The organism is Nocardia sp. GCM10030253, assembly GCF_042675075.1.
Taxonomy (GTDB): Bacteria; Actinomycetota; Actinomycetes; order Mycobacteriales; family Mycobacteriaceae; genus Nocardia.
Map to the genome: position 1 here is coordinate 597927 of NZ_JBHTDL010000005.1, position 22600 is coordinate 620526.

The following is a 22600-nucleotide window of genomic DNA, read 5'->3' on the forward strand; positions in this document are numbered from 1 at the left end:
AATGAATGTCGACCTTCGCTTTTGGAGTACACGATGCGCACGATTGCACTCGAGGAGCACTTCGCGACGCCTGCGTTCCTGTCCGGACCGGGGCGCGCAATGGCCGAACAGGCACGGTCGTTCGCTGGCGCAAAGATCATCGAAATGCTGGGCGACCTCGGCGAGGGTCGGATTGCGGCGATGGACCGAGCTGGTATCGACCTACAGGTGCTTTCGCTGACCGCACCCGGCGTCGAACAGACGGACGCCGCCGATGCCGTACCGCTGGCCAGGGACACCAATGACCTCCTGGCCGAGGTCGTCCGCAAGCATCCGGATCGGTTCGCCGGTTTCGCCACTGTCGCGACAGTGGCGCCGGAGGCGGCGGCCGAGGAGTTGGAACGCGCGGTACTGACACACGGATTCAAGGGCGCCTTGATCAACGGCCACACCCGAGGCCGGTATCTGGACGACGAGTTCTTCTGGCCGATCCTCGAGCGGGCCGAAGCGCTGGGTGTGCCGATCTATTTGCACCCGACACCACCACCGCGGCGCGTGGTCGAGGCATCCTATGTCGGCAACTATCCGCCGGAAGTGGCCGATGTTTTCTCGACAAGCGCGTGGGGATGGCACATCGAGACCGCGACCCATGTGCTGCGCATCGTGCTCAGCGGCGCGTTCGACCGGTTCCCGGATTTGCAGCTCGTTGTCGGTCACATGGGTGAAGGCCTGTCGTTCATGATGCCGAGATTCGAGCAGGTCATGTCCCATGTCGTGAAGCTGGAACGTCCGGTCGGAGCGTACTTCGCGGAGAACTTGCACTACACCTTCGCCGCGTTCAACTGGACACCGACGTTCCTCAACCTGCTGATGCAGGTCGGCGCCGATCGCATCCTCTTTGCCACCGACCATCCCTACGGCTCGATGGGCGCCGCACGATCCTTCCTCGATCAACTGCCCGTCAGTGCCGCCGACAAGAAGCGCATCGCGCACGGCAACGCCGAGCGTCTGCTGAGGTTGTAGCCGTGGCAGGACTACGAGAGCGGAAGAAGACGCAGACCCGCGTGGAGATTCAACGGCATGCGCTGCGACTGTTCCAGGAGAACGGGTACGAGCACACGACGGTCAAGCAGATCGCCGACGCGGCACAGGTATCGGAGAGCACATTCTTCCGCTACTTCCCGACCAAGGAGGAGGTCGTGCTCTGGGACGAGTTCGACCTCTCGTTCGCCGCGCGATTTCGTGCTCAACCAGCCGCGGTGAATTCGATTGCGGCGCTACGCACGGCGCTGCACGACACCTTCGCCGAGCTGTCCGCGGCGGAGCGGCAACACGTCCAAGACAGGGTCGGGCTGATGATGTCCGCGCCACCGCTGCGCGCATCGCTACTGGATCAGCTCATCGGTGCGACACGGGTCATGTCCGGCCTGGTGGCCGAGCGATCCGGCAGAGAGGCCGGAGACCCGGCGATACGCGCACTCGTCGGAGCGGTCATCGGCGTTGGCCTCGCGGCAGTGACTGCCGCGCAGGACGACCCTGCCACCGATGTTCTCGCGCTGCTCGATGAAACGATGAGCAACCTCGAGCACGGACTGCGACTGTGACGGCACGGTTCGTCAACGGACGGTCGAGTCGGGATTGTCGGCGTCCCACCGGGTTCGCGACACCATCACGTCGTCGCGGTGTTCAGCGGCCCAGTCGACGACGGCCCCGAGCACAAAGGTAAGGCTGTGGCCCATGGGTGTCAGTGCGTATTCGACCTGAGCGGGGACGGTCGTATACACGGTCCGTTCGACGAGGCCGTCGCGTTCGAGTCGGCGCAGGGCGGGCAGCAGGACGCCTGGCCAGGCTCCGTCGAACGGGCCCGGTCCGCTTGATCGAAATCGACGACCCGGCAACCCTGACGCAGGGTATACAAGGCGCGGACACCATGCTGCTCATCTCGGCCGGATATGTCGAGGACGATGTGGTCAGCCGCGGAAGACGCTGGTCATGATCTCGGTGGCCCACTTGTTCATCGGGGTCACGATATTCGTGTAAAACCAGCGGGCGGGGCGGGTGACTGTTGCCTGCCAGGCAATGGCGAGCGCGGTGAATATCGGGCGCAGGACGGTGCGGTGGATGGCGCGGCATGGGATCACTATCAGGACGCCGACGATGATCGTGACTATCCGCCAGGCGTAGATAAGGACCGCGCGCAGCAGCCGCCACAGGGGGAGCAGGATCCAGCGCCAGAGTTGGTAGAGCGGCCAGGCGATCACGTACTTGGACACCGTGTAGAGCACCCAGAGCACGGCGGACGCGATCGGGAGCAGTACCTGCTTCGTCAGCCACACCGCCGCCGGACGCAGCACTCGCCGCCAGAGGAACTCCTCCACCGCGCGGCGCAGCGGGCGCAGGAGGAAGTCGAGCAGCAGTGCGCCGATGGGGGTGAGAACCATGCCCCACAGCACGTGCTGGAGTAGCCAGCCCCAGAGGAAGTCCTTGGCGAATGCCCATGCGGGGCGGATCACCCAATGCCAGGCGATGCGGCAGACGGGATCCAACAGTTGGGTCCAGATGAAGTGCAGGACGGCGAGGGCGATGCGGCCGACTAGTTTGACGCTCTCCCAGAGCACGCGCACCGGGATCAACACCACGATGGCGATGGCTCGCGCGATCCACTGGCCGACCGAAATGTGCTCGGACGGATTGGTATTCGGTGTCGACATGCCGGTGCCCCCTACTGTGCGGCCGATCATGCGGCGATCGGTGACGGCCGGATGAAAAGTGCTGGCGTCCAATACATTCCAGCATGCGAACAAGTGCCGGACATGAGTAGAAGTACGGCACATCCGGTCCCACTATGCGACGGACTCTCTCCTCCGACTGGGCTGAGAGTGCGGGAGCGACTTTCCGGTCGCCCGGATCTGCTCATCCGCGCCGTCGAAAGCGCGCGACGCGCATCCGACCGCCTCGACGGCAACCCGGCGTAGGCACACGCCGATCAGCGGACGAACTCGTCGATGGCCGCGTGCGTTGCCACTGCCGGATCAGTCGACAACTCCATCGGCGGGCGCGTGGGCTGCCGCTATCTCGCCCAACGCCTCGGCAAGCAGATCTGAATAGGTATCGATATCCGGCAAGGCCGCCGCGTCGGCATGGATCGAGATCGTGACCGTCGCACCGCGACCGTCGGCATCGTCGCCGAGACCGTGCACGCCGTGGGTCAGGTGCATGACCGAGCCGAGCGCGGGAAAGCCCGCGGTGAAGCGCACTCGGCCGCCACCGAAGGTGAGGTCGGCGGTGCCCCGATGGACGCTCGAGACCACGGTGTGGCCCGCGATCGAGTCGGGGACGGTGTCGATCGGGTAGCGGTCGATGTCGCGGCGCAGCAATACGGCAGGGACGACAGCGGTGACTCGATCCTGCGCGGCGAGCAGCGGATGCCGGGCGCGGGTTACCCGGTCGGCGAGCGCATCGGCGATTCGACGGGAGCGCAGGCGGAGATCGGGTTCGTCGACGAACAGATCGACGCCGAGGCTGCGGTAGTTGTTGCGGGGCGCGGACAAATCCTGGTCCGGCAGTGCCATCGGCACCTGCGCGCCGAGCCGATCCACCAAGGCACCACGCGACTCGAGGTAGCGCGCGAGCGCGAGCGATACCGCGGTCAGCACGACCACCGTCACGGTCCGGTCGGGGATGCGCAATTGGTCCGCCGCACAAACGATCATGCGAACCCGATGGTGCAACCCGTCGACCTCGATCGAAGGGTTGATCAGGCTGGGTGTGAAGTCCGGCCCCGGCGCGGGCAAGTGCCCTGTCGAGGTCAGTTCGGCCAGCTTCTGCTGTGCCCGGTAGGCGTGGAAGCCGCGCACGGCGGTCCGGGTCACCTGAATCGGCGTGCGCAGCAGGCCGAGCATCGAATCCAGCAGCGCCGAATCGACCGAAACCCACTTCGGCAGCGCAGAGGCGGTGCCCACCTCATGGATCGTGCCGGACTCCGAGAACAACGCGCGAGCGATCCGCGCGGCACGTCGCCCATCCGCCAGCGCGTGCGACATCTGGAGCACCACCACCGTGGCAGGCTCTGCCTCGGGCTGCGGCCCGGGTGCTCCGGAGATAGCGCGGAAAATGTGCAATCGCCATGGACGAACGGCCGCGTCCAACCCGGTACCGAGTAGTTTGCCGAGTGCGACCAACACAGTCGGCCAATTCGATTCCGGCAGCGGGTGTTCCATGAATTGCTCGGCAGCGAAATCGCAGGGTATCCACGATGGGTAGTCCAGATCCCCGGGCACTTCGCGCAAGCGGACCCGCAAGTCGGGTATCCGCGCACTGCGCCGGGCGACCATCGCACGTAACTCGGCAGTGGGGCGCCCGGAGTCGGCGAAGCAATACAGCAGGAACAGATCGTTCTCTGTGCGCTTCGACAACCAGTACATCGTCGCGTCCTGGGGTGCCACCGAGCTCACCACTCGACGATATCGGCAGCTGTTCGCGACGGCCGTAGCGGCATCGACGGTGTTCGCCGAAACCTATCGATTCCGCCGAGATCCTCTGCTACCGTCTGTAGTAGAACAAGTAACACTCACCCGAGGGGCCGGGGTGTCGATCATGGCTGGTCAGATAGTTAGCAAGCTCAGCGCGCAAGCCGATTCGGCGGATGAGCGATATCGGGCCGCAGCCTTCGTCAAACGGTCGATCAACAAGGTTTTCCCGACACATTGGTCGTTCCTGCTCGGCGAGATCGCGCTCTACAGCTTCATCATCCTGCTGCTGTCCGGCGTCTACCTGACCCTGTTCTTCGATCCGTCGATGGCCGAGGTCGTCTACAACGGCGCCTACCAGCCGCTGCGCGGAGTGACCATGTCGCGCGCCTACGAGACCTCGCTGAACATCTCCTTCGAGGTACGCGGCGGCCTGTTCGTCCGACAGGTACACCACTGGGCCGCACTGCTTTTCGCGGCGTCGATCATCGTGCACCTGTTCCGCATCTTCTTCACCGGCGCATTCCGCAAGCCACGTGAAGCGAACTGGGTCCTCGGCTCGCTGCTGCTCATCCTGGCGATGTTCGAGGGGTACTTCGGCTACTCGCTGCCCGACGACCTGCTGTCGGGCACCGGCTTGCGCGCGGCGTTCTCGTCGATCACGCTCGGCATGCCGATCATCGGCACCTGGTTGCACTGGCTGATGTTCGGCGGCGACTATCCGGGCACCATCATCATCCCGCGCCTGTTCATCGCGCACGTGCTGCTGTTTCCCGGCATCATGCTCGCGCTGATCGCCGCCCATATCGCGCTGGTCTGGTACCAGAAGCACACCCAGTTCCCCGGCCCGGGCCGCACCGAGAACAACGTGGTCGGCGCGCGCATCGTGCCGGTGTTCGCCGCGGATCAGGGTGCGTTCTTCGCATTCACCCTCGGGATCGTGGCGATCATGGGTGGCCTGCTGCAGATCAATCCGATCTGGAATATGGGCCCCTACAACCCCTCTCAGGTATCGGCAGGCTCGCAGCCGGACTTCTACATGATGTGGACCGACGGCATGATGCGCCTGATACCGCCGTGGGAGCTGTATCTCGGCCGCTACACGGTGCCCGCGCCGGTCTGGGGCGCGCTGATCATGGGTTTGGTGTTCACGCTGCTCATCACCTACCCATGGATCGAGAAGCGCCTGACCAAGGACACCGTCGCCCACAACCTGCTGCAGCGGCCGCGAGATGTGCCGGTGCGCACCGCGATCGGCGCCATGGTGATCGCCTTCTATGTGGTGCTGACACTCTCCTGCGTCAACGATATCCTCGCCTACAAGTTCGACATCTCGCTCAACGCGACCACCTGGATCGGACGGATCGGCATCTTGATCGCACCGCCGATCGCGTACTTCATCGCGTATCGGATCTGCCTCGGCCTGCAGCGCGCCGATCGGGCGGTACTCGAACACGGCGTGGAGACCGGCGTGATCAAGCGGCTGCCGCACGGTGAGTACATCGAAATCCACCAGCCACTCGGCCCGGTGGACGAACACGGCCATCCGATTCCATTGGAATATCAAGGTGCACCGGTACCGAAGAAGATGAGCAAGCTCGGTGCGGCGGGTAAGCCCGGCACCGGCGCCTTCCTACGCGCCGATCCGTGGCAGGAGTCCGAACGCAATCTTGCCGTCGAGCACGAGGAAGAGCGCAAGCAGCTCGCGGTGCTGCGGCGGTATCAGGAGCAGACCAACGGGCACGGCGACAACGTCCACAGCGGTGACGGGTCGCACTGAACAATGCCGCGAGGTCTGGGCAGCACGACCCCTGAACAGCGCGAAGGCCCCAAGTCCGTTTCGACCCGGGGCCCGTGCTGGCTGGTTCGGACGCGACTGCAGTTAAGCGCGACCGAACTCCCCCGCCGCTACCCCGGTTAGGAATGCGTCCCACTCACCCGGTGCGAACGCCAACGCCGGGCCATGTCCATTGTCCTTGGTGTCACGAACCGCTACGTTGCCGTCGCCGAGAAATGCGACTTCCACGCAGTTCCCGTCGGGACCACTGTGTGTGCTCTTACGCCACACAGCGCCCGTAAAATCAACCTCCACGGCACTAGCTCCTTTGCTGCGTCGAGAACGAGAATTCTTCTGACATCGTTCTAACTAGCACCGGCACTCGGCGGGAACGCCGAATCCCGTGGTGCGCCTAGTGGTAGCGCGCCGCTTTCACGGTGCGTCGTGATCGCACTGCGCTCGAGGTGGAATACACCCCCGGGGTTACCCCCGCGGTGCAAAGACTAGCAGGTTCAACGACCATTTGCCGATCTCTTGCCGGTCCGATCATCGCATTTGCCAATCTTGCGAAGATGAAATGTTGCGGAGACATTGCCAGTCGGTGACTTTCATTCGGGCAGCCGATCCGTCGCTAACTTTTGTGTCGATGTGATTACTCCGTGATCCGTCAATTAATCACCAAGGGCGCCCTTCCCTCGACAGCTTCGCAACAGGCCATGGATCATGGGGGCATGGTCGAACGCCCCCGCGACGAGGCAGGTCGTGCCCGCAATCCCCGCCCACGCGACAGACTCGGGCGCCCGCTACCCCCCGGCAGCCCTGGTATACCGCGAATTCCGGATGACCTGAATCTGCCTCCCCAGCAAACTCTTTCCTACGCTCAGCAACTGCTGGATGACGGCTTAGCATTCAACGCACACGAGGTATTAGAGGCCGCATGGAAGAACGGGCCGTTCGCCGAGCGGATGCTGTGGCAGGGTCTCGCGCAATACGCGGTCGGTCTGACGCACATCCAGCGCGGCAATCGCAAGGGCGCGCGTACCCTGCTCACCCGCGCCGTGACCCGGCTGAGCGCCTACCAACCAGACGATAGCGGCGAAACGCATACCGACGTGCCGTATGGCATCGACCGCCCCGGCCTGATCGCGCACGCCGAAGCCTTACTCGCCGAGCTGGATTCCGCGACGCCGATCTCCGCCGAGCGGCTCAAGCCACAGCTGCTCGGCTGACCACGCCACCTACTATGACAAACGTGCGCATTCCGAATGTTGCGACCGGCGCGGGCCGGTACGCACCGAGCCCGTCGGGCGATCTGCACGTGGGAAACCTGCGCACCGCCCTGCTGGCCTGGCTGTTCGCCCGCTCGACCGACAGGCGCTTCCTGATGCGCGTCGAGGATCTGGATCGGGTGCGCCCCGGCGCCCAGGCGCGCCAGCTGGCCGATCTCGCCGCGATCGGACTCGATTGGGACGGGCCGGTGATCAGGCAATCCGAGCGACTGCCCGTCTACCAGGCTGCCATCGATCGGCTCAGCGAGGCCGGGCTCGTCTACGAGTGCTACTGCACCAGAAGGGAAATACAGCAGGCTGCCACCGCACCGCACGGGCCGATGGGCTCCTACCCGGGTACCTGCCGGACGCTGACCGACGCCACGCGCGCCGAGCACCACGCCAACGGCAGGCCCGCCGCGCTGCGGCTGCGCGCCTCGGCAACGGAGTTCGAGATCGTGGACGAACTGCACGGGCGCTACCGCGGCCAGGTGGACGACGTCGTGCTGCGCCGCGGCGACGGCACGCCCGCCTACAACTTGGCCGTGGTGGTGGACGACGCGGCGCAGGGAGTAGATCAGGTGGTGCGCGGCGACGATCTGCTGCCATCCACGCCCAGGCAGGCTTATCTGGCAACGCTGCTCGAGCTGCCGATACCGCAGTACGCCCATGTACCGCTGGTATTGAACAAGAACGGAATACGGCTGGCCAAACGCGACGGCGCGGTGACCCTCGCCGATCAACTCGCACTCGGCAACACGCCCGAGCGGGTTGCCACGGCACTGGCCTGCTCACTCGGATATCCGCCGTTATCGCCTATCGAGCTCCTTGACAGTTTCACTCCCACCCATCTGCCGAGCGAACCATGGATACTCGACGAGAATGGGTTGTTGCAACGCAGCCGATGTCCGTAACGTACGCAGTCGACCGATCTACTGATCACTGACGAGGACTGAATATGACAAGCGGTGGGTACGACCCCAACAAGCATCCGCAAGGCGGGCAGCAGTATCCGCAAGGCGGCCAACCGGATCCCTACGGGCAGCAGCAGCCCCAGTACGGCCAGCAGCCGCCGCAGGATCCCTACGGCCAGCAGCAGCCGCCCCAGTACGGCCAGCAGCCGCAGTATGGGCAGCAGCCGCCGCAGTACGGGCAGCAGCCCCCACAGCCCCAGTACGGCCAGGACCCCTACGGCCAGCCCTACCCGCAGCAGCCCCAGTACGGCGGGCAGCCGGGCGGCGGCTACGGCGGCCAGCCCGGCGACATCGGGACCCGGATCGGTGCCCGTGTCATCGACCATCTGATCGTCGGTATCCCGGTCTCCATCATCATTCTGCTGATCTTCGGCTTCAGCAACACCGGCCAGTTCATCAACGGTGCGGTGGTTTCGCTCGCGCTGCTCGGCTACTTCGTCGGCATGGAGACCACCCAGGGCACGACCCTGGGCAAGAAGATGCTCGGACTCAAGGTCATCGCGCCCGGTGGTGCGGCGAAGATCGATCCCGAGACTTCGCTGAAGCGCAATATCTACGTCGCGGCGTCGATCATCCCGTGCGTCGGTGGCCTGATCTCGCTCGGCCTGATCATCTACATGATCATCTCCACCTCGCAGGACCCGAACAAGCAGGGCTGGCACGACAAGTTCGCCGGTGGCACCCAGGTCGTCAAGGCCTGACACCGCCTCGCACGACCACGACAAATGTCAGGGGCGCACCCGATATCGGGTGCGCCCCTGACGTTTTCGGATAGTTCGAAGTTAGGTACTGCTGCCGACCAAGACGATGACGAACCACAGCACGGACAGCAGGATGACGCCGACACCGATCCAGATGGCCGCCAGCGCCATGCCGCGGCCCTCCTGCCCGGATTCCTTGATCTGATTCAGCGCGATGGCGCCGAGAATGATCCCGACGATCGACCCGATGCCACAGGTAATGAACCCGACCAGGGACGAGATCAGCGCGCCGATGGCCATGCCGCTCGTGCCCTGCGGCTGGGGATAACCGTAGGGCTGGTACGCATTCTGGTAGGCGTAGTTGGGCGCCTGCGGATATGGCTGCGCGACCGGCGGCGGCTGGTAGTTCGGGTACTGCGGCTGCGGCGGCGGTGTCATCTGCGGCGCGGGCTGCTGCGGGTACTGCGGAGCAGACGGCTGCGGATACTGCGGAGCGGACTGCTGCGGATACTGCGGAGCCGACGGATATCCGGACGGTTCAGCGGTCGGAAATTGCGGTACCGAGCTCGGGGCGCCAGCCTCCGGCGACACGCCTTCGCCGCCGTACTGCTTCCACCACTCGTCGGAATCGCCGGGCTTCGTCATTGCTACAGCCTAATGGGTACAGCCGCAGGTAGTCCGGGCGAAGTCGGCAGCCACCTCGTGCACAACCTGGTTGGATGAAGCGCGTGAGTGAGTCGAATAGAACCGAAGAACACGAGAGATCTGGGCGCCCCGCGCAGGAACATGCGGCATTCGCCCAGGTCGCGCGGGGGTATTACACACCGATTGTGGCGTTGTTCACCGCAACGCTGATCATTTCCAACATCTGTGCGACAAAAGGCGTCCAGTTCTTCACCGATCAATCGGTGCAGCTCGGGCCGCTGGAGATACTGCCGATCTCCACCGATGCCGCCTTCTTCCTCTTCCCGCTGGCCTACATTCTCGGCGACGTGCTCAGCGAGGTGTACGGCTTCCGCGCCACCCGCAGGGCCATCTATTACGGATTCGGCGCCCTGCTGCTGACCGTCCTGTGCTTCAGCATCGCCATCCGGCTCCCCGCCGCGGTGTTCTACGAGAACCAAGAGGCATTCCGTACCGTCATCGGCACCACGCCGCAGCTCGTGGCCGCCGGCCTCGCCGGATATTTCGTCGGCCAGCTGCTCAACTCGGCAACGCTGGTGCTGATCAAGGAACGGACCAGGGAGAAGCATCTGTGGGCCAGGTTGATCGGCTCCACCATCGTCGGTGAGCTGGCCGATACTCTGATCTTCTGCTCGATCGCGGCCACCGCCATCGGCATAGACAGCTGGCGGCAGTTCGTGAACTACGTGATCGTCGGCTTCCTGTGGAAGACGCTGTGCGAGGTGTTGGTCATGCCGGTCACCTACCGAGTGATCGCGATCCTCAAGAAGCGTGAACCGAGCTACGCACCAAGGGAATCCGACCCGCTGCACGTCTGATCCGCGCTCCGTTGTCCCAGCGCCGGCACCCGTCGGCGGCTGGGGCTCACGGAGTCGCGATGCGGCCCTTCCAAATGCCGAGGGTTTCGGCCTTGTAGTCGTCGAAGTAGCCACCCTCGATGCTTTCCCGAATGCGGTCGACCAATCGAATCGTGTAGCGCTCGTTGTGGATTGTGCACAGCGTCGACGCGAGCATCTCCTTCGCCTTGAACAGGTGATGGATGTAGGCGCGCGTGTAGTGGGCGCAGGTGTAGCAGTCACAGGTGTCGTCGATGGGAGTGAAATCGCGACGGAAACGGGCGGTATTGATATTGAATCGCCCCTCGGCGACGTAGATGGCGGCATTGCGGGCGACCCGGGACGGGTTCACGCAGTCGAAGGTGTCCGCACCGTTTTCCACAGCGGTGAAGATGTCCTCCGGCTCACTGATGCCGAGCATATGGCGCGGCTTGTCCTCGGGCAGTTCGTCACAGCACCAGCCGACGATGGCGCCGAGGTTGTGCTTCTCCAGCGCGCCGCCGATGCCGTAGCCGTCGAAACCCGTTCCGGCACTGCCCCGGATCGATTCCAGCTCGCGGCATGCCTTGCGGCGCAGATCTTCGTACTGTGCGCCCTGGATCACCGCGAACAGTGCCTGATACGGGCGATGGGTGCGGGCCGCAGTCAGCCGCTCGTGCTCGTCGATGCAGCGCTGCGCCCACTCGTGCGTGCGCTGCAGCGACTTCTCTTGGTAGCCACGGGTATTGAGCAGGGTGGTCAGCTCGTCGAAGGCGAACATGATGTCCGCGCCGAGCTGATGCTGGATACCCATCGACACTTCCGGCGTGAACCGGTGCTTGGACCCGTCCAGGTGCGACCGGAAGGTGACGCCATCGTCGTCGACAGTCGCCAGCCGCTCCTTGCCCTTGGCGATGACATCGTCGCTGCGCACGTCGACCGCCTCCATCGCCAACACCTTCTTGAAGCCGACACCCAGCGACATCACCTGGAAGCCGCCGCTGTCGGTGAAAGTGGGACCGGGCCAGTTCATGAACGTGCTGAGCCCGCCTGCCTCGTCGACGATGTCCGAGCCGGGCTGCAGATACAGGTGGTAGGCGTTGGCCAGCAGGGCCTGCGCACCGAGTTCCTTCATCGTCTCGGGCAGCACCGCCTTCACGGTCGCCTTGGTGCCGACCGGGATGAACGCGGGCGTCGCGATCGAGCCGTGCGGTGTGTTGATCACGCCCGACCGACCGTGCCGCCCACTATCCAGGCGGTTGTCGACGGTGAACGAGAAGGATTCGGGATCAGACACCCCGCCATCCTCCCAGGAGGAAATCAGGCGGGGCGCTGGACCCTCAAGCGTCCGCCGCGGCCGCGGTGAACTGGGCGTTGTAGAGGCGGTAGTAGGCGCCGCGCTCGTCGAGCAGGCGCTCGTGGGTGCCGTGTTCGACGATGCGGCCCGCTTCCATGACGACGATCAGGTCGGCGTCGCGGATGGTGGACAGGCGGTGCGCGATGACGAAGCTGGTGCGGTCGCGGCGCAGCGCGGCGGTGGCATGCTGCACCAGCGACTCGGTGCGGGTGTCCACCGAACTGGTCGCCTCGTCGAGTACCAGAATGGACGGCTTCGCCAGGAAGGCACGGGCGATGGTGATGAGCTGTTTCTCGCCCGCGCTCACTCCCGAACCCTCCTCGTCGATCACCGTGTCGTAGCCATGCGGCAGCGCGTGCACGAAGCGGTCGACATAGGCGGCACGGGCTGCGGCGAGAATGTCTTGCTCGCTGGCGTTCGGATTGCCGTAGGCGATGTTCTCCCGAATCGTGCCCTTGAACAGCCAGGTGTCCTGCAGCACCATGCCGATACGCGAGCGCAGATGATCGCGGGTGATGTCGGTGATGTCGACATCGTCGATCGTGATGGTGCCCGCGTCCAGCTCGTAGAACCGCATCAGCAGGTTCACCAGTGTGGTCTTGCCCGCGCCGGTCGGGCCGACGATGGCAACCACGTGCCCCGGCTCGGCGACCAGCGACAGTCGCTCGATGATCGGTGTTTCCGGTTCGTAGCGGAACGAGACGGCTTCGAATTCCACCCGGCCGCGGTCTACCGGACGGACGTTCTCCATCACCGGGTCGGGCGACTGCTCGTCGGCGTCGAGGATCTCGAAGATCCGTTCCGCCGAAGCCACTCCGGACTGCAGCAAGTTGGCCATCGCGCCGATCTGGGTCAACGGCTGGCTGAACTGCCTGGAGTACTGGATGAACGCCTGCACCTCACCGAGCGAGATGTTTCCCGTCGCGACCCGAAGACCGCCGACCAACGCCACCAGCACGAAGTTCACGTTCCCGAGAAACATGATGGCGGGCATGATCAGGCCGGAGATGAACTGTGCCTTGAAGCTGGCGTCGAACAGCTCGTCGTTGCGCTTGTCGAACTCCGCACCGACCTCGCGGTTGCGACCGAACGCGGTGACGACCTCGTGGCCGGTGAAGGCCTCCTCGACCTGGGCGTTCACCATGCCGGTGTATTTCCACTGGTTCACGAAGTGCGGCTTGGACCGCTTGGCGATCTGCGCGGTGACAATGACGGCCGCCGGGACGGTGAGCAACGCGATCACCGCGAGCAGCGGTGAAATCCAGAACATCATGATCAGAATGCCGAGCACCGAGAATACCGAGGTCAACAGCTGACTCATGGTCTGCTGCAGGCTCGTCGAGACATTGTCCACGTCATTGGTGACCCGGCTGAGCACGTCGCCGCGCGGCGCGGAATCGAAGTAGCTCAAGGGAAGTCGATGCAGCTTGTCCTCGACATCGCTGCGCAGTCGCTTCACCGTCCGGTTGATGACGATGTTGAGCAGGAAGCCCTGCAGCCAACCGAACAACGCCGCGCCGATGAAGAGCAGCAGCACCAGGATCAGCACCCGGCCGACCGCGCCGAAGTCCACGCCGACACCAGGGATGACGTCCATCGCGCCGAGCATGTCGGCAAAGGTGTTGTCGCCCTTGGCCCGCAGCGCCTCGATCGCCTCGTCCTTGCTGATGCCCGCGGGCAGCTGCTTGCCGACCACACCGTCGAAGACCAGATTGGTCGCCTTGCCCATGATGTACGGACCGAGCGTATTGAGCACCACCGCTGTGATGACAAGCAGCACGATCAGTGCGACGTATACCCGTTCCGGGGCAAGCCGGGCGAGCAGCCGCTTCAACGACGGTTTGAATGATTTCGCCTTGGCATCCGGCGCACCGGGACTCGGCATTCCTGGCCTCATCGCACCTCCTCCGCGCTGAGCTGCGACGCGACGATTTCCTGATATTCCGGACAGTCACGCATCAACTGTTCGTGGCTGCCGATCCCGGCCATCGCACCGTCCTCGAGCACCACGATCTGGTCGGCGTCTCGGATTGTCGAAATCCGTTGCGCCACAATGATTACCGAAGCGTTCCTGGTCACCGGCCGAAGCGCGTCGCGCAGTCTGGCATCGGTGGAGACGTCCAGCGCGGAGAACGAGTCGTCGAACAGGTAGATCCGCGGCTTCTTCACCAGCGCCCTTGCGATCGCCAGGCGCTGCCGCTGGCCACCCGACACCGTGGTGCCGCCCTGCGCGACCGGCGCCTCGAGCCCGAGCGGCATATCTCGCACGAAGTCGTCGGCCTGCGCGATTTCCAGTGCCCGCCACAGGTCCTCGTCGGTGGCTTCCGGATTGCCGTAGCGCAGATTGCTCGCCACCGTCCCGGAGAACAAGTACGCCTTCTGCGGTATCAGGCCGATCTGCTGACGCAGCAGCTCGACGTCGATGTGACGGACATCGGTCTCGCCGACATAGACGGCGCCGTCGGTGACATCGATCAGCCGGGGAATCAGATGGAGCAGTGTGGTCTTGCCCGCACCGGTGGATCCGACGATCGCGGTGGTCGTGCCCGGTTCCACCTTGAATCGAATGGCCCGCAGCACAGGCTTCTCGGCGCCGGGGAACGCGAACTCGGCGAACGCGATGTCGATCGATCCGGGGTCACCCTTGAACGGCTGCGGCAGCCGCGGTGGCAATACCGAGGATTCGGTCTCCAGCACCGCACCGATTCGGTCGGCCGAGACCGCGGCGCGCGGCGCCATCATGGCCAGGAACGAGGCCATCATCACGGCCATCAGGATCTGCATGATGTAGGACAGCATCGCGGTCAGCGAGCCGATCTGCATGGTGCCCGCGTCGATCGCGCGGCCACCGAACCAGATCACCGCGACGGCGGTGACGTTGCTGATCAGCATCACCAGCGGGAACATCAGCGCCATCAGTCTGCCGACCTGCAGCGAGGTGTCGGTCAGCTCGGTATTGGCGACACCGAAGCGCCAGGTCTCCTGCCGCTCCCTGACGAACGCGCGCACCACGCGGATACCGGTGATCTGCTCGCGCAGTACGCGATTCACCTCGTCGATCTTGGCCTGCATGGCACGGAAGCCGGGCACCATCCTGGCGACGATCAAGCCCATCGAGATGGCAAGGGCGGGTACCGCGATGAGCAGCAACCAGGACAGGCCGAGGTCCTCACGCAACGCCATGACGATGCCGCCGACGCACATGATCGGCGCCATCACCAGGATCGTCGCGGACATCACGATGAGCAGCTGAACCTGCTGCACATCGTTGGTGGTGCGGGTGATCAGCGACGGCGCACCGAACACGCCGACCTCGCGGGCGGAGAAGGTGCCGACCCGGTGTACCACGGCGCCACGCAAATCCCGACCCGCGGCCATCGCGGCCTGCGCGCCGAGATAGACCGAGAACGCGGACGCGACGATCTGCGCACACGTCACCGCGAGCATCCATAGCCCGGTAGTCCAGATGTAGCCGATATCACCTTTGGTGACGCCGTAGTCGATCAGATCGGCGTTCAGACTCGGCAGGTACAGCATCGCGATGACGGAAATCAGTTGGAGGACAACGACCCCCGTCAATTGCGCCCGGTAGGGGTACAGATATGTACGCAGCAGTCTGATCAACATGATGATTGGCAGGCTACCTGCAAACGCCGAGGTGGGTCGCGATGATTATCGACCAGCGGAAATGTGCTGCAGCCGTGGCATTACCTACGCGCCCATGCCCCGGGATCCTCGGTGAGCGCCTCCACGAATCCGGGTAGCCGGTTCTGTGCGATGTCGTCGATGGACACGTTCTCGAGCACCGCGCGAATGTTCACCCGCAGCGCGATCCACACCCGCTGCAACGGCTCGGCCGCGCCCGGATAGTTCACATCCTCCGGGCGCTGACCGCGCACCGAGGCGAGCGGCCCCTCGATCGCCCTGATCACGTCGGCAATGGAGATCTCGGCGGCCGGGCGGGCCAGCCAGTAGCCACCGTCGGGGCCGCGCCTGCTGATCACCAGATCCGCCCTGCGCAGTTCGGCAAGGACGGTTTCCAGCACTTTGGGCGGAATACGCTGAGCGGTCGCGATCGCATCCGCCTTGACCACCGCGGCCGCGGTGATCACCGGGGCCGCTTGCGCGAGCGGGGTCGCGTCCAGCGCCGGAACTTCGGCCGCAATCTGGAGCTGACTCACCCGCGGCGCGCGGGCGATCTCGAGCAAGGTCCGCACCGCGTAATCGACCTTCGCGGTGATGTGCACAGCCACCTTCTCCCTGAACTATCCGATGACCTGGTCGAATTTACGCGGTACCGCAAGCGGTCAATACACAGGTCGCCGCGTCCAGCAGTGTCGATTCCACCAGGGAGTCGGCGGCGCCCGGCACGAACTCGTTGGACAACAACGCCACTCCGAGCACTTCCAGCGCCGCGCAGGCGCGCAGCGTCGCCTCGTCGTTCGCGTCCGGTCCGGCCAGCCAGGAGCGCAGGCGTCGATTCGAATCCATCAGGTCGGGATAACGATCGGCCATCGCGTTGATGATCGCCACGGTGTCGCGCAGGCACAGCGCTCCGGCGTCACGGTTACGGATCATGCCGCGCAGATAGGTGCGCAGCACGGCGCGTATGCCCTCCGCATCGTGCGGCACCGCATCGATGTCTTCGACGACCGCGCGCATGTGATCGATGATCGGATCGATGATCGCGAGGAGCAGATCGAGCTTCGAAGCATAGTGATAGTAGAGCGATGCCTTTGTGATTCCTACCGCATCTGCGACTTCACGCAGGCTCGTCTGCTCGAATCCTTTGGCTCCGAACAGCCGCACCGCGGCTTCGCGAATCGCAATTTTGGTGCCGCCACCTGCGGTAACGGTGTCGGACACGGCACGGTCGGCCATTGGATGATCCTCTCATCACTCGTGCGCTGAGCTAACGTTGCCACCAAAATTGAGGTTGTACCTCCGGTTAGACACTAGGTAGTCTACCTACCGCACGGTAGGCAGAAAGCGTCAGTGGAGGCGGGGACGGCAGGGTACCCCGCGAGTGCTGTCTACAGGCCGAGAACCAGCACACCCCAGTCATCGCTAGGAGAATCCCTCGTGTCCGTTTATCTGTATAGATGGGGAAAGTTCGCTTTCCGCCGGAAATGGATAGTGCTTCCGGTCTGGCTCATCCTCTTCGTCATCCTCGGCGGCCTCGGCACGCAGTTGAAGGAGCCGATGAGCAACGACTTCAGCATGCCGGAGCTACCGTCCGCTCGCGCAAACGACATCCTCGACAAGCACTTTCCCGGTGCGTCCGACGCCTTCAAGTTCGACGCGGTCACCGGAACGTATGTGATCGGCGCGCCCGAGGGGCAGAAGCTGACCGACCCGGCCAACCGCGCGGCGCTCGAAGCGTTCATCGCCAAGCTCGGCGAGCTGAACATCGTCGACCACGGCAAGCCGGTCACGAACCCGATCGAAGCGGCCGACAAGATGGGCTGCCTGGCCAACCCCGATCCGTCGCAGTGCAGCGGCGCTCCGTTGAACGTGCTGAGCAAGACCGCGCCCGATTCGGTCGCCTTCATGAGCGTGCCCTTCACGATCAAGAAGTTCACCGACGTCACCGACGAGCAGCGCACCGCGGCCTATGACGTGGCCAACGACGCGCGCAACGCCGGTCTCACCGTCGAAATGAGCGGCTCGATCGCGACGAAGCAAGAGGGGCCGAGCGGCCAGTCCGAGCAGATCGGCATGGGCATCGCGCTGATCGTCATGATTGTCGCGTTCGGCGCTATCGTCGCCGCCTTCGTGCCGATCATCACCGCGATCGTCGGACTCGGTGCGGCCACCTCGCTGATCTTCCTCGGCACCTCGGTGATCGAGGTTCCGAGCTTCACCACCTTCCTGGCCTCGATGATCGGTATCGCGCTTTCGATCGACTACGCGCTGTTCATCGTGTCCAGATACAAACACGAACTGGCAGTGCAGGATTCGCCGGAGGAAGCCGCGGGTACCGCGCTCGGCACCGCCGGATCGGCCGTGGTGTTCGCCGGTCTCACCGTGATCATCGCGCTGGGCGGTTTGAGCATCGTCGGGGTCGAGTTCCTGACCTTCATGGGTCTCGGTGGCGCGATCGCCGCGGCGTTCGCGGTACTCACCGCCATCACCCTGATGCCGGCGCTGCTCGGCGCGTTCGGTCGCTTCCTGTTCAAGCCGAAGCTGCCGTTCGTCGCCAAGCATGATCCGGAGGACGACTCCTCGGTCAGCAACGGTCAGCGCTTCGGCAGGCTCATCGGCAAGGCGCCGGCCTTGACGCTGATCCTCAGCGTCGTCGTGCTCGGCCTGCTCGCCGCGCCCGCGGCCGGTCTGAACCTCGGCCTGCCCGGCGATGACAGCATGCCGAAGACCTCGACGGTCCGAAAGGCCTACGAGCTGCGCACCGAGGGCTTCGGTGAGGGCAGCAACGGCGTGCTGAACGTCGCCGCCGACCTCAGCAATGTGCCTGCCGAGCGCCGGGTGGACGCGGTCAACGCACTGCGCAGCAAGCTCGCGTCCTACTCCGGCATGGACTACGTGACCGAGCCGCAGTGGAGCGGCGAGGACAAGGCGGGCGCACTGCTGGACGGCGTGCCCAAGTCAGGTCCGAACAACCAGGCCACCAAGGACCTGGTCAGCGACGCTCGCGACGCCGAGGGATCGTTGAAGTCCGAATACGGCATGGAGTACGGCATCACCGGCACCACGGCGATCTTTGCCGATGTCGACCACGTCTTGCTCGGCAAGATCGTGCCGTACCTGGCCATCGTCGCGGGCGCCGCGTTCCTGCTGCTCATCCTGGTGTTCCGCTCGATCCTGGTGCCGCTGACCGCGGCACTCGGCTTCCTGCTTTCGATGGCAGCGACCTTCGGTGCGACGGTGCTGATCTTCCAGGAGGGCAAGTTCGGGCTGATCGACGACCCGCACCCGATCATCAGCTTCCTGCCGATCATGTTGATCGGTCTTGTGTTCGGCCTTGCCATGGACTACCAGGTGTTCTTGGTGACCCGCATGCGCGAGGAATTCGTGCACGGCAAGTCTCCGAAGGAGGCGATGGTCAGCGGCTACCACCACGGCGCCCGTGTGGTCACCGCGGCCGCGGTCATCATGATCTCGGTGTTCGGCTCGTTCCTGCTGGAATCCGACGCGACGGCGAAGTCGTTCGGGTTCGCGTTGGCGGCGGGCGTGCTGTTCGACGCGTTCATCGTCCGGATGGTCCTGATCCCGTCGCTGCTCGTCCTGATGGGCAAGTGGGCCTGGTGGATCCCGAAGTGGCTCGACCGGATCCTGCCCGACATCGACGTCGAGGGCTCGAAGCTGCGTGAACTGCAGCAAAAGCCCGTCGATCTGGACAAGGAGCCGGTCCCGGTCGCCTGACCTATCCACACCTGAACACCCGCTCGGCCCCGCACCTGAAACAGGGGTGCGGGGCCGAGTGCTTTTCAGCCAGGTTCTTGATCTTGTGCGCGCTCGGCAGCAGACTCAGGGATTGTTCGACTCTTCAGCTCGGTAGTCCACCGGCGCAGTCGGTCGGTGTTGATGTTCGCGAATGAACCGGCACAACCCGATCACCGCGAGGAGAACCCTGTGTCCGTGTATCTGTACCGGTGGGGAAAGTTCGCCTTTCGCCGCAAATGGATAGTCCTGCCCGTCTGGATCGCCCTGTTTCTGATCCTCGGTGCACTCGGCACCCAGCTGAAGGAGCCGATGAGCGACGACTTCAGCATGCCGAACCTGCCGTCGGAGCGGGCTACGGAAATCCTCGACAAGCATTTCCCCGGTATGTCCCAGGCCTTCCAGTTCGATGCGGTCACCGGCACCTATGTGATCGGCGCTCCGCAGGGCCGGCAGCTCACCGATCCGGCCGATCATCAGGCGATCGAGGCGCTCATCGAGAAGCTGAACCAACTCGGCATAGTCGACCACAGCAAGCCGATCACGGACCCGATCGCGGCCGCCGAGAAGATGGGCTGCCTCACCGGAGCGCCCGACCTCTCGAAATGCAGTGGCGCACCGTTGAATGTGCTCAATAGGACCGAGCCGAATACGGTCGCCTTCTTCAGCGTGCCGTTCACGATCAAAGAGTTCAGCGATATCACCGCCGAGGATCGCAGGGCCGCCTACGACGTGGCCGATGCGGCGCGCGATGCCGGGTTGACCGTCGAGCTGAGCGGCACCATCGCGATGGAGCAGGAGGCGCCCAGCGGAAAGTCGGAGCTGATCGGCATGGCCGTCGCGCTGGTGGTGATGATCATCGCGTTCGGCGCTATCGTCGCCGCCTTCGTGCCGATCATCACCGCGATCGTCGGCCTCAGCGCGGCCACCTCGCTGATTCTCCTCGGTACCTCGTTCCTGTCGATTCCGAGCTTCACCACCTTCCTGGCCTCGATGATCGGTATCGCGCTGTCCATCGACTACGCGCTGTTCATCGTGTCCAGGTACAAACACGAACTGGCAGTGCAGGATTCGCCGGAGGAAGCCACGGGTACCGCGCTCGGCACCGCCGGATCGGCGGTGGTGTTCGCGGGCTTGACGGTCATCATCGCGCTGATCGGACTCGGCATCGTCGGCGTCCGATTCCTCACCTTTATGGGCTTGGGTGGCGCGGTCGCCGCGGCGTTCGCGGTACTCACCGCCATCACCCTGATGCCGGCGCTGCTCGGCGCCTTCGGTCGCTTCCTGTTCAAGCCGAAGCTGCCGATCATCGCCAAGCACGACCCCGAGGACGACTCCTCGGTCAGCAACGGCATGCGCGTCGCGCAGGCCATCGCCAAGGCGCCCGTTGTGACGCTGATCCTCAGCATCATCGTGCTCGGCCTGCTCGCCGCACCCGCCGCAGGACTGAACCTCGGCCTGCCCGGCGAAGACAGCATGCCGAAGAGCTCCACCGTCCGAAAGGCCTACGAGCTGCGCACCGAGGGCTTCGGTGAGGGCAGCAACGGCGTGCTGAAGGTCGTCGCGGACCTCAGCAATGTGCCTGCCGATCGCCGCGAGGCCGCGGTCGCGGCATTGCGGGACAAACTCGCGTCCTACTCCGGCATGGACTACGTGACCGAGCCGCAGTGGAGCGGCGAGGACAAGGCGGGGGCGCTGCTGGACGGTGTCCCCAAGTCGGGTCCGAACAACCAGGCCACCAAGGACCTGGTTCGGGACGCACGCGATGCCGAGCCGCAGTTGAAGTCCGAATACGGCATGGAGTACGGAATCACCGGCACGACCGCGATCTACGCCGACGTCGACCATGTGCTGTTGAGCAAGATCGTGCCGTACCTCGCTATCGTCGCGGGCGCGGCATTCCTACTGCTGATCTCGGTGTTCCGTTCGGTCCTCGTACCGCTCACCGCCGCGCTCGGCTTCCTGCTTTCCATGGCGGCCACCTTCGGCGCCACGGTCTTGATCTTCCAGGAGGGCATGTTCGGACTCATCGACGATCCGCACCCGATCGTCAGCTTCCTGCCGATCATGATGATCGGCCTTGTGTTCGGCCTTGCCATGGACTACCAGGTGTTCTTGGTGAGCCGTATGCGCGAGGAATATGTGCACGGCAAGTCACCGACGGACGCGATGATCCGCGGCTACCACCACGGCGGGCGAGTGGTAACTTCCGCCGCGATCATCATGATCTCGGTGTTCGGATCCTTCCTGTTGGAATCCGACGCCACCGCGAAGTCGATGGGTTTCGCGCTGGCGGCGGGCGTACTGTTCGACGCGTTCATCGTCCGGATGGTCCTGATCCCGTCGCTGCTCGTCCTGATGGGCGAATGGGCCTGGCGGATGCCGCGGTGGCTGGACAAGATCGTGCCGGATATCGATGTGGAGGGCGCGAAGCTGCATGCGCTGCGCGGGCAGCCGCGGCCTGAGTCCCTGAAGGAACCAGCCGCCTCCGGCTAACCGGTACGACGAGACTCCCGCGCCCCCATCCGAGCGGGTGGGGGCGCGCTCACGTCGGGTACCGCTACTGGCTGGGTTGCGGCAGCTGGCAGGTCGAGACGGTTGGGTTCAAACCCATGTAGTTGAGTGGGCCTGCGAGGGCGGTGACGGCAACAGTGCCCCAGCCAGCGCAATTGAGTGGGCCACTGTCGAAATAGTGGCGCTGACCGGCGGCGATCAAGCCGACAGCCAACCAGACCAGCAGTAGCGTACTGAGCAGCCGCGTACCCCTTTGGTGTACCGGTCGTGCGTTGATCGTTCGCTCGCGCATTGTCATCGCCTCTTTCCGCACTCGCGTACTCCTCGCGAGTACCCCCGTTTACGCCGATCACTCCGCGCGCGAGGCAACACAATCTGCGATACAGTCCGTCACATGCACACCGCCTTTGAGCAACCGACCAGTCTCTTGCCGGTCACTTAGAGCGCTTATCTTTCCCGCTCGTGAAGGCACCGTCGCCGATTGCGAACCCGATCCGTTCAGCCGGTATCCGCGCCGAAACCGGCACAGGTCGGCCACCGTCCCACACCACCTCGACGTCCGTCGCATGACGGACCCTCCAGACTGAAATCCCGGACATCCCCAGCCCATTCGTGACGATACCGAATGCGAACCAACCTGGGTGATCACGTGCGCTGTCAGCGC

General features: G+C 64.4%; 19 protein-coding genes. 9 read left to right on the forward strand and 10 right to left on the reverse strand.

All coding sequences use genetic code 11. The annotated features are described in order from the left end of the window. Positions 1-33: 33 nt before the first annotated feature. Positions 34-1002 (forward strand): amidohydrolase family protein, encoded by a 969-nt coding sequence (locus ACFQZZ_RS11150; RefSeq protein ID WP_378677723.1) that lies wholly within the window; start codon positions 34-36, stop codon positions 1000-1002. A gap of 2 nt (positions 1003-1004) precedes the next feature. Beyond that, a complete protein-coding gene (locus tag ACFQZZ_RS11155; RefSeq protein WP_378677725.1) occupies positions 1005-1583 on the forward strand; it encodes a TetR family transcriptional regulator in 579 nt (192 codons plus the stop codon). 12 nt (positions 1584-1595) lie between these two features. On the opposite strand, the gene ACFQZZ_RS11160 is transcribed toward ACFQZZ_RS11155, so the two are convergent. The 3 genes from ACFQZZ_RS11160 to ACFQZZ_RS11170 form a co-directional block, all read right to left on the reverse strand. After that, positions 1596-1763, reverse strand: a complete 168-nt coding sequence (locus tag ACFQZZ_RS11160; protein WP_378677727.1) for a winged helix-turn-helix transcriptional regulator — start codon at positions 1761-1763, stop codon at positions 1596-1598. Positions 1764-1949: 186 nt separating this feature from the next. Continuing rightward, positions 1950-2762, reverse strand: coding sequence for a hypothetical protein (locus tag ACFQZZ_RS11165; RefSeq protein ID WP_378677728.1), 813 nt, complete (start codon positions 2760-2762; stop codon positions 1950-1952). Positions 2763-3011: 249 nt separating this feature from the next. Next, positions 3012-4433, reverse strand: coding sequence for a hypothetical protein (locus tag ACFQZZ_RS11170; protein ID WP_378677730.1), 1422 nt, complete (start codon positions 4431-4433; stop codon positions 3012-3014). Positions 4434-4575: 142 nt separating this feature from the next. On the opposite strand from ACFQZZ_RS11170, the gene ACFQZZ_RS11175 reads away from it, so the two are divergent. Continuing rightward, positions 4576-6228, forward strand: a complete 1653-nt coding sequence (locus tag ACFQZZ_RS11175) for a cytochrome bc complex cytochrome b subunit (protein ID WP_378677733.1) — start codon at positions 4576-4578, stop codon at positions 6226-6228. A 102-nt stretch (positions 6229-6330) separates the two neighbouring features. Here ACFQZZ_RS11175 and ACFQZZ_RS11180 read toward each other — a convergent pair whose 3' ends face one another. Beyond that, a complete protein-coding gene (locus ACFQZZ_RS11180) occupies positions 6331-6540 on the reverse strand; it encodes a DUF397 domain-containing protein (RefSeq protein WP_378677736.1) in 210 nt (69 codons plus the stop codon). Positions 6541-6956: 416 nt separating this feature from the next. Between ACFQZZ_RS11180 and ACFQZZ_RS11185 the strand changes: the two genes are divergently transcribed. From ACFQZZ_RS11185 to ACFQZZ_RS11195, 3 genes are read left to right on the forward strand one after another with little or no spacing between them, the layout of a single operon-like run. Next, positions 6957-7454, forward strand: a complete 498-nt coding sequence (locus ACFQZZ_RS11185) for a DUF309 domain-containing protein (RefSeq protein WP_378677739.1) — start codon at positions 6957-6959, stop codon at positions 7452-7454. A 14-nt stretch (positions 7455-7468) separates the two neighbouring features. Continuing rightward, positions 7469-8407: a tRNA glutamyl-Q(34) synthetase GluQRS gene (gluQRS, locus tag ACFQZZ_RS11190; protein ID WP_378677742.1), complete on the forward strand. Its 939-nt coding sequence runs from the start codon at positions 7469-7471 to the stop codon at positions 8405-8407. Positions 8408-8451: 44 nt separating this feature from the next. Further along, complete coding sequence (locus tag ACFQZZ_RS11195) at positions 8452-9168, forward strand: RDD family protein (RefSeq protein ID WP_378677745.1); 717 nt, start codon at positions 8452-8454, stop codon at positions 9166-9168. Positions 9169-9249: 81 nt separating this feature from the next. On the opposite strand, the gene ACFQZZ_RS11200 is transcribed toward ACFQZZ_RS11195, so the two are convergent. Further along, entirely contained in the window at positions 9250-9813 is a 564-nt protein-coding gene (locus ACFQZZ_RS11200; protein WP_378677748.1) for a DUF4190 domain-containing protein, read from the reverse strand. 74 nt (positions 9814-9887) lie between these two features. On the opposite strand from ACFQZZ_RS11200, the gene ACFQZZ_RS11205 reads away from it, so the two are divergent. Next, complete coding sequence (locus ACFQZZ_RS11205; protein WP_378677751.1) at positions 9888-10670, forward strand: queuosine precursor transporter; 783 nt, start codon at positions 9888-9890, stop codon at positions 10668-10670. Positions 10671-10716: 46 nt separating this feature from the next. Here ACFQZZ_RS11205 and tgt read toward each other — a convergent pair whose 3' ends face one another. From tgt to ACFQZZ_RS11230, 5 genes are all read right to left on the reverse strand, one after another. Beyond that, positions 10717-11964: a tRNA guanosine(34) transglycosylase Tgt gene (tgt, locus tag ACFQZZ_RS11210; protein WP_378677754.1), complete on the reverse strand. Its 1248-nt coding sequence runs from the start codon at positions 11962-11964 to the stop codon at positions 10717-10719. A gap of 43 nt (positions 11965-12007) precedes the next feature. Continuing rightward, positions 12008-13921 (reverse strand): ABC transporter ATP-binding protein, encoded by a 1914-nt coding sequence (locus ACFQZZ_RS11215; protein WP_378677757.1) that lies wholly within the window; start codon positions 13919-13921, stop codon positions 12008-12010. Continuing rightward, complete coding sequence (locus ACFQZZ_RS11220) at positions 13918-15651, reverse strand: ABC transporter ATP-binding protein (RefSeq protein WP_378677760.1); 1734 nt, start codon at positions 15649-15651, stop codon at positions 13918-13920. The genes ACFQZZ_RS11215 and ACFQZZ_RS11220 overlap by 4 nt, the downstream gene beginning before the upstream one ends. 80 nt (positions 15652-15731) lie before the next feature. After that, entirely contained in the window at positions 15732-16271 is a 540-nt protein-coding gene (locus ACFQZZ_RS11225) for an RrF2 family transcriptional regulator (protein WP_378678406.1), read from the reverse strand. A 40-nt stretch (positions 16272-16311) separates the two neighbouring features. Further along, complete coding sequence (locus tag ACFQZZ_RS11230; protein WP_378677763.1) at positions 16312-16905, reverse strand: TetR/AcrR family transcriptional regulator; 594 nt, start codon at positions 16903-16905, stop codon at positions 16312-16314. A 201-nt stretch (positions 16906-17106) separates the two neighbouring features. Between ACFQZZ_RS11230 and ACFQZZ_RS11235 the strand changes: the two genes are divergently transcribed. Beyond that, positions 17107-19404 carry an MMPL family transporter gene (locus tag ACFQZZ_RS11235; RefSeq protein ID WP_378677766.1) on the forward strand — a complete coding sequence of 766 codons (2298 nt, stop codon included), beginning with the start codon at positions 17107-17109 and terminating at the stop codon, positions 19402-19404. A 210-nt stretch (positions 19405-19614) separates the two neighbouring features. Further along, the gene (locus ACFQZZ_RS11240) at positions 19615-21918 is read left to right on the forward strand and encodes an MMPL family transporter (RefSeq protein WP_378677768.1); all 2304 of its coding nucleotides are present in this window, start codon (positions 19615-19617) and stop codon (positions 21916-21918) included. The last annotated feature ends 682 nt before the right edge of the window (positions 21919-22600 follow it).

What these genes read in the sequence shown, in the direction of transcription:
- ACFQZZ_RS11150 (WP_378677723.1), top strand. Translation starts at nt 34, where the DNA reads ATGCGCACGATTGCACTCGAGGAGCACTTCGCGACGCCTGCGTTCCTG.
- ACFQZZ_RS11175 (WP_378677733.1), top strand. Translation starts at nt 4,576, where the DNA reads ATGGCTGGTCAGATAGTTAGCAAGCTCAGCGCGCAAGCCGATTCGGCG.
- ACFQZZ_RS11185 (WP_378677739.1), top strand. Translation starts at nt 6,957, where the DNA reads ATGGTCGAACGCCCCCGCGACGAGGCAGGTCGTGCCCGCAATCCCCGC.
- gluQRS (WP_378677742.1), top strand. Translation starts at nt 7,469, where the DNA reads ATGACAAACGTGCGCATTCCGAATGTTGCGACCGGCGCGGGCCGGTAC.
- ACFQZZ_RS11195 (WP_378677745.1), top strand. Translation starts at nt 8,452, where the DNA reads ATGACAAGCGGTGGGTACGACCCCAACAAGCATCCGCAAGGCGGGCAG.
- ACFQZZ_RS11200 (WP_378677748.1), bottom strand. Translation starts at nt 9,813, where the DNA reads ATGACGAAGCCCGGCGATTCCGACGAGTGGTGGAAGCAGTACGGCGGC.
- ACFQZZ_RS11205 (WP_378677751.1), top strand. Translation starts at nt 9,888, where the DNA reads ATGAAGCGCGTGAGTGAGTCGAATAGAACCGAAGAACACGAGAGATCT.
- ACFQZZ_RS11215 (WP_378677757.1), bottom strand. Translation starts at nt 13,921, where the DNA reads ATGAGGCCAGGAATGCCGAGTCCCGGTGCGCCGGATGCCAAGGCGAAA.
- ACFQZZ_RS11220 (WP_378677760.1), bottom strand. Translation starts at nt 15,651, where the DNA reads ATGTTGATCAGACTGCTGCGTACATATCTGTACCCCTACCGGGCGCAA.
- ACFQZZ_RS11230 (WP_378677763.1), bottom strand. Translation starts at nt 16,905, where the DNA reads ATGGCCGACCGTGCCGTGTCCGACACCGTTACCGCAGGTGGCGGCACC.